This is a genomic window from Algoriphagus sp. SE2, assembly GCF_039563885.1.
Classification (GTDB): domain Bacteria; phylum Bacteroidota; class Bacteroidia; order Cytophagales; family Cyclobacteriaceae; genus Algoriphagus.
In genome coordinates this window covers 1-4,913 of the sequence record NZ_JBCLWJ010000038.1, presented here as the reverse complement: position 1 = coordinate 4,913, position 4,913 = coordinate 1, and the positions used below count along the sequence as shown (strand labels likewise).

Genomic DNA, 4,913 nt, shown 5'->3' with positions numbered 1-4,913 from the left:
AAATCCTAAAGAAAATCTTATTTCTTAATGTAAAGCACTGAAAGTGAAGAGAAAAAAAAATTACAATATATAATTTTAAAAAGTGTCGAATTCAATTAACCCCCTTAAATGTTATTTTTTAAAACTTTAAAATACCAAATTTTATTCTGAAAATAGAGGGCTTTTTATTAATACCTAAAAGTGGGAAGTTCTGGATAGTACTTTTTTGAGGGGTCTTTAGAGGAAAAAACATATCTGATAGAAACTTCATGCGCTCCTCCAGAATATCTTTGACCCAATTTAGAGATAGAAAAATCAAAACTATATCCAAATTCAATTCCATTATTCAGACGAACACCAAGCAATGAAATAATTGATTCATTATTTGGTAAACTATACTTAGTAGGCAAGCCTCTATACCATACTCCAAGAACCAAGGGCTCGAAATAAAACTCTGACCCAATATCCAATTGAGAGAATTGCCCCTGTTGCTTATAATTAAAAGCAAATGATAATGAACGCTCCTGATCTGTATTATTGAAATAATCATTTATATCACCAGGTGCCATATCAATTTTCAAGCCCCCCTGCACAGAATATTTCATCGGTAATTTATTCGCATCTACCTCAAGATAGCTAATCTCTGGTCTAAGTAGATGAAATGCTGACACCCCTAACCAAAATTTACTATCATAATAAAGTAGACCTGTATGTAAATCTACATCCCTCAATTTGCTGTCCCCATTGAATCCATCACCAGGGGAACCTATAATCTGGCCTCTATCTATGTCTAACTGAGTTCCTAAAATCACTTGATCAAAAAGAGCATCTCTCCCTATATATGAACCCTGCACCCCTGCATGCAAAAAACGAGATTCTCCTAACCTTAGCCTGTAACTATATAATACACCTAATTCAAAGGTTTGGCTTTCGGTATACGATTCTTTAGCACCAGAGATACTAATTCCTATTCCTGATTGGTACTTCTCAATAAAGTGATCGGCATAGGCTGAATAAGCTATGAAACTTTCATCTAAAGCAGGCCATTGATTCCTGAAATTTACACCAAGCCTTGTAAATCCAGTACTCCCTGTAAGTGCAGGGTTTAGATAGAGCGGATTCGCATAAAATTGACTATACTGTATGTCTTGTGCCAGTATATCTCCAATTCGAAACAAAAGGAAGAAAACAAATACTCTTTTCATTAGCGAATTAGTCTAAATTTACCTGTTTCTGTCACTTTCTCACCGTCTTTAGCTACCGCGTCTACCCTGTAAACAAAAATTCCCGCATCAAGCAAATTACCGTTTAAGGTTCCATCCCATCCTTGTGAATTAAGATCATCTGTTTGAAAAATAAATTCTCCCCACACATTAAAGATCGAAAGTTTCATACTTACTATCCCTTTAAACTTCGGTACAAATGTTTTATTCTCTTGTTCTAAGGGAGTAAATCCAGTTGGAACCATAATCCTGTAGCTTTTCGTGATGGAAAGACGCTTCGTTACAGTGGCGGTACATCCTAATTCATTTTCTACTGTAAGAACAATATCAAACACTCCTTTTTTTCCAAAAACATAAATAGGGTTTTCTTCTTCACTTGTACTTCCATCTCCAAAATCCCAAAGCCAATTAACAGCAGTATTATCCGATAAATTTTCAAATTGAACCGGGTCATCTGGGAATATACCTCCATCTTCATCTCCTGTTATCCCAAGGCCTCTTACTGAAAATTCAAAATCAGCTATAAATTCTTCCTCCAAAATTATGATTTCAATTTGAATAGGGTCAGCGTAACAATCTACAGACTTTGGTTTTACAGTTAATTCATATTGTCCTGATTCAACTATATTTTTCATCTCATCATTCAAATATGATTTCCCATTTCCAACCAACAAATAATCATACGTTTCCGAATCATACCCATCCAAATAGGAAGTTATATCTACACCTTCACTTGGATCGCAACCTACAATAGGGTTTTCTATCCCGTATTCGGGAGACTCTGGAAAAGTTATCTTTATCTCGTTAGATGCAATGGAACAGCCTCTCTCATTATATCCTAGTATAGTGTATACGCCAGATTGCCTTGCACTATATTCAAAATCTTCTTCACCTTGGATTTTCACTCCATCTTTTCTCCATTCCACTTTTGAATAAGGTACTTCTGAAATCCCTTTTAGTAATACCGATTCCCCTCCACATAAGAAAATTTCATTTACCAATTCCTCTCCTTCAGATTTAACCAACTTCATTGCAGGAGGAGATTCAAGAATTTTTATAGAAAGAGAATTTCCCTGAGACCTTTTACCATAGTTATCTGTGACTGTGTAATAAACTGTTACCTCATCGCCGACAAAATCTTGATTTGGAACAAATAAAAACCCACCAGGTTCATTAGTAGCCTCAAAGACTCCTTCAGGCATGACTAAAAATTTATTTACATCATCACACTTTGCCTGTTCACAAACATCCCCCGATTCACTTTCTATTTCTTCTAAAGAAGAAAAAAACTGCAAGCAGGAAATAGAAGCATTTTCGTTCAATAATTCAACATTCTCCTCTGTTATATAATAAGTATTGTCCGCTCCAGCACAAGATTCCAGATCATCTATATCACTCCCAACTGGGTTTTGTAAATCCTCATCATTAGCAACTTCAACAACAAGATTTCTTATTTCATGGAAATTGGTTAAGCCTCCGGTTGAGGCAGAGAAGCCAAGTTTTAAATTTGCTGGTGCTTCATATGGAAAAGGGACATCCTGAAAAATTGTAATAGTTCGATGAATATTTTGAAATACGGTATAATCCATCACCAGAGTGATTAAATATCCAATCCCAGAAGGGTTAGGAATCAAGCTGATATTTGCTTTTCTATATCCGGGTTCATTTAAATCTGTAACTCTTTGCGTTCCTATTCCCCCAGAACTTATCGGGAAGAATTGATCTGAGGCCAATCCATCTGGACCTGAGGCCATTGTTTTTCTACCACTTATAAATTCATAGCCGGTAAACCCATTTCCCGGACCTCTTATCACGATCGCGTCAGGCACATAACTTTCACCTACTCCTGGAAAACCACTGGATTTTCCCTCAGCTGTGTTTCCGAAATTCCCAAATTCATCAAAACCAACACCCAAGTATGCACCCGCTAGCCCTGGTTCATTATTCCTTTTTGAATAACCCAATGATCCTCCAAAACCACCAATCGCAAAATTTGGGACAGATGCATCAAAAAGAAAGAAGGCAATTCCATCAGCACCATCTCCACCGTAGCTAAAATATTCAAATGAAGTTTTAATACCATAAGAAGAGGAAAAAGGAATATCTATATAGACATAGCCTCTTTGATCTACCTGATTGTTAGTAAGTCTTAAAGCACCGTCAACTAATTGCGCATCAGCACCGAAAATGGTAGAAGATTTTGTGGTTTTAGAATCAAATGGCTCACAATAAGGAAATCCTGATTGAGCCATAAGGTTCAACTGGAATAAAAAAACAAGAATGGTGATAAGGGTAATTTGGGTTTTCAAAGTAGCTGTTTTATCGTTCCTAAATTAAGGCAATAATATCTAAGAAATAAAAAAGCCTTCAGTTAAAAACCGAAGGCTCATCAATCTTATTTAGATATTACCTTAAAATAGTCTGTTTCCTATCTGGCCCAACAGAAACTAATTTTATCGGAACGTTTAATTCGCTTTCTAGATAACTTACATAGTTTTTCAATTCACTTGGGAACTTCTCGTAGGAATCAATATTTTCCAATGAGCAATTCCATCCTTTTAAGGTTTTATAAACTGGCTTTGCATCAACCTCAGAAATTTCAAAACTTAATCGATCTATTTTTTCACCTGATGGCAATTCATAATGCGTACAAACTTTAATCTCCTCAAAAATATTAAGGACATCAGCTTTCATCATAAATAATTGAGTTACGCCATTAATCATAATTGAGTATTTCAAAGCAGGCAAATCTAACCAACCACATCTTCTAGGACGTCCAGTGGTACTGCCAAACTCATTTCCTTCTTTTCTCATGTCCTCACCAGTTTGATCAAAAAGTTCAGTTGGGAAAGGACCACTTCCTACTCTAGTACAATAAGCTTTAAAAATCCCAAATACTTCACCGATTTTGGAAGGAGACACTCCTAAACCTGTACATGCGCCAGCGGTCATGGTGGTACTGCTAGTTACGAAAGGATAGGATCCAAAATCCACATCTAGTAATGAGCCCTGAGCACCTTCAGCTAGAATTCTTTTCTTCTCTGAAAAAGCATCATTTACCAGATACTCACTGTCAACCAAGTTCAATGTTTTGAAAAACTCGATTGCAGCAAAAAATTGTTCTTCCATTTCGGCTAATGCGTCTAATGGATGATCATAAAATGAAAGGATAGTTTTATGCTTTTCTACCAGTGCATTATATTTGTCTTTAAAATCAGGGCTTAACATATCCCCTACTCTCAAAGCAGATCTACCAATTTTATCTTGATAGGTAGGCCCTATCCCTTTTAAAGTAGAACCTATTTTTTTATCTCCTTTGGATTGCTCGTAAGCAGCATCAAGAAGTTTGTGAGAAGGAATGATGATCGTTGCTTTTTTGGAGATCACTAAATTCTTCTTGTAGTCAATCTTAAATTTAGCTAATCCATCAATTTCCTTTTTCATGACAATTGGGTCTAATACCACGCCATTGCCAATAATATTTAATATCTGGGAACGGAAAATTCCTGAAGGTATTTGATGTAATACATGCTTGATTCCATCAAACTCGAGTGTATGACCTGCGTTCGGTCCCCCTTGGAATCGTGCTACAATTTCATATTGAGGTGCGAGAACGTCTACTACTTTTCCTTTTCCTTCGTCTCCCCATTGGAGGCCCAGAAGTACATCCATCTTCATTTGATGTGCGATCTATTCGTTTATGCTAACACT

At 36.3% G+C, this 4,913-nt stretch carries 3 protein-coding genes; all 3 read right to left on the bottom strand.

All coding sequences use genetic code 11. From position 1 onward, the window contains the following. Window positions 1-167: 167 nt before the first annotated feature. Window positions 168-1,184 carry a type IX secretion system membrane protein PorP/SprF gene (locus AAGF08_RS20210; protein ID WP_343513260.1) on the bottom strand — a complete coding sequence of 339 codons (1,017 nt, stop codon included), beginning with the start codon at window positions 1,182-1,184 and terminating at the stop codon, window positions 168-170. Continuing rightward, on the bottom strand, window positions 1,184-3,454 hold the full coding sequence (locus tag AAGF08_RS20205; RefSeq protein ID WP_343513258.1) for a PKD domain-containing protein: 2,271 nt from the start codon (window positions 3,452-3,454) through the stop codon (window positions 1,184-1,186). The genes AAGF08_RS20210 and AAGF08_RS20205 overlap by 1 nt, the downstream gene beginning before the upstream one ends. Before the next feature lie 154 nt (window positions 3,455-3,608). Further along, window positions 3,609-4,880 (bottom strand): adenylosuccinate synthase, encoded by a 1,272-nt coding sequence (locus tag AAGF08_RS20200; protein WP_343513257.1) that lies wholly within the window; start codon window positions 4,878-4,880, stop codon window positions 3,609-3,611. Window positions 4,881-4,913: the final 33 nt, after the last annotated feature.